At 57.0% G+C, this 4,446-nt stretch carries 3 protein-coding genes and 1 pseudogene; all 4 read right to left on the bottom strand.

Annotated features, from left to right (window positions below; translation table 11 throughout):
• Positions 1 to 264: 264 nt before the first annotated feature.
• The gene (locus tag GSQ93_RS28860; RefSeq protein WP_254074113.1) at positions 265 to 1,284 is read right to left on the bottom strand and encodes a GlxA family transcriptional regulator; all 1,020 of its coding nucleotides are present in this window, start codon (positions 1,282 to 1,284) and stop codon (positions 265 to 267) included.
• A gap of 295 nt (positions 1,285 to 1,579) precedes the next feature.
• Positions 1,580 to 3,055, bottom strand: coding sequence for a cytosine permease (locus tag GSQ93_RS28855; protein WP_158939076.1), 1,476 nt, complete (start codon positions 3,053 to 3,055; stop codon positions 1,580 to 1,582).
• A 21-nt stretch (positions 3,056 to 3,076) separates the two neighbouring features.
• A complete protein-coding gene (locus GSQ93_RS28850; protein ID WP_158939075.1) occupies positions 3,077 to 3,874 on the bottom strand; it encodes a creatininase in 798 nt (265 codons plus the stop codon).
• A gap of 437 nt (positions 3,875 to 4,311) precedes the next feature.
• A pseudogene (locus GSQ93_RS38785) lies at positions 4,312 to 4,446 on the bottom strand (creatininase); the annotation flags it as partial.

Raw genomic sequence — 4,446 nt, 5'->3', positions numbered from 1 at the left:
TCGCCATTCTCGATTCGAATCAGATTCTTCAGTTCCATCCACTTGCTCCTTGGTGACGAGGTGAGTTCGTGGAGCAAATAATAGGAGTTTGGCGAATGAACGAATTTCAAGATTCGACGTAATCATCTCCATTTTCGACATTCAGGGTATACACCTGCCAAGAGCAACTCACGCGTTTGCAGCGTTGCTTATATGACTTGGAGATCGAGTTGAGGTGCGAAGGAACTGAGCGGTCTCAGCGAGGTACAGTGGGTCGTACTTGCATCACAGAGCGCTTTGATAACGCTTGCGATCTGCGACGGGTGAAATCTGAAACTGCTCTTTATAACGTGTGGCGAAATGGGTGGTCGAAGCGAACCCCGTGCGGGTGCAGATCTCCTCCAACGGTCGCGAAGTACGAAAGAGAAGCTGCCGAGCCCGTAAAAGACGAATCTGGAGGTAGACTTGTGCAGGAGTTTTATGGACGCGCTCTTGAAACCAACGCTCAAGTTGTCGTTGCGACACGCGTATGAAGGAGGCGACCTCGGCGAGACTCAAGGGCTCTTCCACATTGCTTTCCATGAGCTGAAGGGCTTCTTCAAGCTTTGCGTGTTCAGCACCAACATACTGACGCAACGACGTGCGTTGGCGTTGCTCGTGGCTTCGCCGGTCAGCGAGAAGCAGTTCAAGTACACGGCCGGACAGATCGGGACTTCCCGGAGGTAGCCCCAGCAAGTGAACCATCATGTCAAGCGGCGCTATACCGCCGCTGCACGTGAAGCGGTCTCGATCGACTTCATACAGACGGTTTGATACTGTCACGTTCGGGAATTGTTCCACGAGCACGTCGCGATCTTCCCAATGGATGGTGCATCGATAGCCATTCAACAGACCCGCTCGCGCCAGGAAATAGCTCCCTGTGTCGAGTCCGCCCATCGCGACGCCCTTGCGGGCTTGCAGCTTCAACCAGTTCAACACCGCACTGATACCCTTGCGCGGAATCGGGTTGGGCCCCACGACGAAAACCGCGTCGAAGGTCCCTCCGTCGAGGAGCGTTACGTCTGCCAGGAGCCGTACACCATCGCTGGAACGTACTTCCTCGCCTTCAGCGACAATGGTTTTGTAATCGTAGACCCTCCGGCCGACAACCATGTTCGCGATGCGCAGCGGATCGATCGCCGCGCTCAATGCCAAAAGCGAAAAATTGTCGACTAACAGAAACCCAAACTTCATTACTCGAAAGTCATGTATCCCCGCCGAGTATGAGGTGTCGGCTGTAGCGAGACGCCCCGATGGTTTGCTCATTTTTTGCATGTTCGTAAGCGGTAGGAGCGGTTGGCCTGTTAGGTAGTCGCTTATGCCAGGGACCGACTTCAACGTAAGCGAACTACGGATCCCCCGTACGAATGTTAGAGCAGCAGCTTGATTGTTGGTAGCTTTTCGGAGTTCCTCATCGCGCGAAAGGCCGTCTCTAGGACGGCCTTTCGGTATCAAGATTTAAACAACCCGTTATGATCGACGAGAATCCCGCGAAATGAATACGTTGCGAATCGAAACCATCAGGCTCCGCGTGAGCGCTGCTAGTACTCTCACGGTCCGTTCAGACCGAACCGGAAGTCACATCGACCGCCACGCGAACGGTGTCTGCGGCCTTGCGAAACAGTGGGTTGCGTCGTGCCAGCACGAAGTATGTCAATGCGGCCGACAACAGCCCGAACTCGAAGCTCAGGTCGCCCCAGCCCAGGTAATCGCGCATCAACGGACTGACATAGGTCGGCGAATTGGAGAATACGAGCGACGCCACGATCCCCACCAGCAGCGCAATCACACCAGGCCAGAAGACTCCTGCCTTGTACCAGTATGCGCCCCCGCCCCATTGCATCCACGCGTCCGTCTGATAGCGGCCCCGGCGCATGAAATAGTCGACGATCACAATGGCCGCCCATGGCGCCGTCCAGTACACCATGTAGTTCAGGAACACCTGATACATGTCGAAGAATTGCCCGTAAAACACGGTCACGACCCGGAAGCCGAGCGTGAACAACGCGATGATGGCTAGCGACGCGATCCGGTTGATCGGGATACGTAGCGCCAACAGGCCCAGGCCCGCTGTGTAGCCATTCGGCACGTTGGCCGCGATACCGCCAAGGATGATCGAAAACAGTAGCGGCACGATGAACCAGGTCGGCAGAAATCGCGACAGCTGGCTGACCGGGTCGTCGCCGAGCGTGCCACCCAGCGCTGTTGCAAACAGCACGCCGATGATCTCGCAGAACATCAGCGCCGCGAACTGCCCTCCACCTGCCGCCAGCACGATCTTCTTCCAACTGGTTTCAGCGGGGAAATAGCGGCTGTAGTCCGAGGCGAAGTTCGCCCAGCCGATTGGATAGGAAAAGATGATCCCCATTGCAATCAACCACGTACTGATAGATCCCCCGCCGTGGTTGATGGCCGACGCCATCGCGAAGCTCGTATGCGGCAACACGAATGCCGCCAGTCCGCCGAACAGGATGGCCAGCACGACCGCAATCCATTTCTCTGCGGCGATAATGGTCGCGTGTCCAAAGATCGCCAGCAGTATTTCTGCAGCCAGGATGATTGCGAGCGAAACCCAGACCACCGCGTGGCTATGAAACCCACCCATCTTGAGCAACGTCTCGAGTGCCTGGGTGGCAACTACCGAATTGATCGAAAACCAACTGAGCGCCGAAACGAGGCTCACAGCCTTCGGCAGGAACGAACCCAACTGCCCGAAGGAACTGCGAGAGGTCATGATGCCGGAGGTTCCCGTACGCGGCCCCATGATCGTGGTCAGGCCCAGCACGAAACATCCCAGCAGGTTGCCGACCAGAATCGCCCCCAACGCTTGCCATAGCGACAGCCCCTGAGACAGCGCCAGTGCGCCCGTCACGACCACCACATAGTTAGTATTAGCGCCAATCCACATCTTGAACAGCTCGGCCGGTGTACCGTGCCGATCCTTCAAAGGAATCGGGTCGATGGCATGTTGTTCGATGCTCCATGCCTTATCCGCAGCAATTTCGGCGTGCGAATGATGGCTATCGTAGTTTCCCATTACTGTCCCCTGACTGGTATTTCAGACCTGCGCCGCTTTCGCGCGCGCATCGTAAGCTACGCGAAGTGCGCGCGAAATCCCTTCTACACAAACCTCGAACAGCAACGCACCCTTTTCCGCAGACGCGGCGGCAGCCGACGACAGGCAACCTGACGAAGGCGTCCACTCCGGAATCGGCGGAAAAACGTCGTACGGCTCAAAGCTTGCCGCCCCATGCGTGGGCACGCATGACATGTCGACCAGATGCGGATGCAGATGCAGCATCAGCGATGTCTCCAGCACACCGCCGTGCTCCACCGCCCAGCCCGGGAAGCCGTCCGGATAGATCCGCGCGATCGTCTTGTCGGTGACGAAATCCCAGTACGACAGCATCACAACCTGAAAATCGTGAATCCCTTCCCATCTCAATTCGCGAATCGCCAAGTCAACACCTTCGACCGCAAACATCGAGTTCTCGAAATGTCCGTTGACGAGACAGATCTTGCGCGCGCCGTGACGCGCGAACTCCTTCAGCACATCTTTTACCGTCAGCGACAGCGTGTGGCCGTCCAGACTGGTCGTTCCGCACAGGTGATTGCCGCCACCGCTTTTTTGCTGCGACTTATAACCATACGCAATGGCGGGTGCCACCAGTGCGCCGATCTCCTGCCCTACCGCGACGGCGATGGCGCTCGGCAGCAGCACGTCGGGGTTCATCGACATATGGGGTCCATGCTGCTCCAGCGCCCCGATTGGAATCAGGATTGGTTGCGCTTCCTCTTTCACCCGGCGCGAATACTCCGGCCAAGCCAGCTCCCCTATCACCACGCTCTTTTCCATTGAAATGCTCCTCCTTGCTGTTGTCTCGATCTACTTCGCCGCCACCCGAACCCAGTCAGGCTCCGGGTCATAGTAGAGGCCTAAAAATACGGACATATTTCTAAAAACGACAAATCGGTTCGCGTTTTCGACATCGTCACTGCACATGCAAAAAGACTTCCGATTGGCAAACAAAAGGTGGACTCGGCGTTGGCTCTGCCGCCGGGGTCGCCAACATACACCAACACAGCAGTACGGATATCTATCGCTTGTCTTCAAACCAGCACGGCGAGATGAATTCGAATCCGGCCTCACCTCTTCTTGTCGCTATACCGGCTCGCCGAGCTGGAGCACGACACCGCGGTTACGTTCCGCGTCCTTGTTGGTAAGCACCGAACCCCATGCTTCGGGCACCTGCGGGCTAGTGCGGTTTTCTGGTTGAATCGCACGCAGCCTGGTCAGGCCTTGATGATGTTCTTCTCGGGGCCGTACGGGAAACCGGTGATGTTGGTCGCGTCCTTCTCCCCGATCACCAGGATGTCATGCTCGCGATACCCGCCCGCACCCGGCATGCCCTCGGGCAGCATGATCAT

This window comes from Burkholderia sp. S171, assembly GCF_009766085.1.
GTDB lineage: Bacteria > Pseudomonadota > Gammaproteobacteria > Burkholderiales > Burkholderiaceae > Caballeronia.
This window is presented reverse-complemented; position numbering and strand designations above follow the sequence as displayed.

Excerpts from the sequence above, each read along its gene's own strand:
- GSQ93_RS28850 (WP_158939075.1), bottom strand. The coding sequence starts at position 3,874 with ATGGAAAAGAGCGTGGTGATAGGGGAGCTGGCTTGGCCGGAGTATTCG.
- GSQ93_RS28855 (WP_158939076.1), bottom strand. The coding sequence starts at position 3,055 with ATGGGAAACTACGATAGCCATCATTCGCACGCCGAAATTGCTGCGGAT.
- GSQ93_RS28860 (WP_254074113.1), bottom strand. The coding sequence starts at position 1,284 with ATGAGCAAACCATCGGGGCGTCTCGCTACAGCCGACACCTCATACTCG.